This is a genomic window from Streptococcus oralis (assembly GCF_001578945.1).
In the GTDB taxonomy this organism is placed as follows: Bacteria; Bacillota; Bacilli; order Lactobacillales; family Streptococcaceae; genus Streptococcus; species Streptococcus oralis_Q.
Genome location: NZ_KQ969566.1, coordinates 1 through 1,361 on the forward strand (window position 1 = coordinate 1; position 1,361 = coordinate 1,361).

The 1,361-nt window shown below is 40.6% G+C and carries 2 protein-coding genes; both read left to right on the top strand.

Annotated features, from left to right (window positions below; all coding sequences use genetic code 11):
• On the top strand, positions 1 to 288 hold a 288-nt coding region (locus SORDD16_RS09705), incomplete at its 5' end, for a hypothetical protein (protein ID WP_061453282.1).
• Positions 281 to 1,361 (top strand): cutinase family protein (locus SORDD16_RS09710; RefSeq protein ID WP_128973511.1); only part of this gene is annotated, 1,081 nt, incomplete at its 3' end. The genes SORDD16_RS09705 and SORDD16_RS09710, both read left to right, overlap by 8 nt.

Here is a 1,361-nt window from a genome sequence, read left to right on the forward strand (position 1 = left end):
AAACAGTTGGCTTACCTGAAGGAACATGAAGAGGAAATTATAAAATTTGTAAAGTCTAAAAATTCAAAGATTGAATCGGTTCAAATTGATTGGAAACAAACACAATGGGATAAGGTAGGAAATGGAACTCCGCAAGGTGGTGGGGATATTATTGATGTTTATGGAACGTTTAATAACATTGATAATTCAGGTTGGCATGTGATGCTCCATATTGAGAATGGAAAAGTTAATTTGAATTCAATGTCCTTGGTTAATTATTTAAGTGTAGGAGGAGACCGATTTGAGTAATAGCAATTTAAGAACATTTGACAATTTTTATGCGGATTTGGCTCAGTCGGCTTATAGAGGTAGACCCGTTATATTTCCATATGAAAAATTAACAGAGGACCAGCAAGCTAAACTAGATTCAGGTCAATCTCTTGAATTTGATTTTTCTCAGGATGCTGAGTCTTATAATAAGGATACGAAGGAGTTGGAAATCACTCCCGGAGGTAAACATCTTCCCCATAATGGTAAGGTCTACTTGCAACCAGATCCTGATTTACATACTATAGAAAAGACGATGGATCTCCAGCTTCCTAATCCTAATGGAGGATATCGTCAAGAAAAATATGTACACAAACGTTATCAAAAAGGACTCTTAACTGATGATGAAGCTGGTTTCAGTGCCTACTACTTAACGGATACGCCTACCTTGACTAATGATACTACGAAAACCTATATGACTATCCGTGGAAGTGATGCCATCAGTATAGAGAATTGGAATGACTGGATTGACAATGATGCTCAGTTTGCGCTCAACCATATCCATACTCCGCAAGCCAAGTTAGCGACAGTAGGAATGAAAACGAAGATCGCAGAGATGCGCGAAAAAGCTCCAGATGCCAAGATGGACATCACGGGTCACTCCCTAGGAACCATTGTCTCTGCCCAAGGAGTAGCGGGCCTCACTGATCAAGAACTGGAGAAAATCGGCAAAGTAGTCCTCTTTGACGGCCCGGACACGACAAAGAGTTTAAAGAAAATGGGCCTCAGTGATGAGAAAATCAAAAAGATTAGCGAAAAAATAGAGTACTATGTCAATCCTTTTGATGTCGTGGGTATGCTCAATCGTGAACATACCATTACTAAATTGCCTGGGGACTCCGATGAACCTCTCAAAAAACCCGTCGGTAAAGTCAATGTCCTTGTCCCCTTTCATTATACCCAGATTACTGATCCGGAAAGCTCCCATGACTTTGGTGTTTTCCAATCGGATGGAAAGGGAAATTTATTGACTGCGTCTGAGGATTTTCACCCGGAATTGCTTAGGGCAGGTGAAAAGCTAGCTCGACTGATAGCGACAACCTTGGATTCTCTCA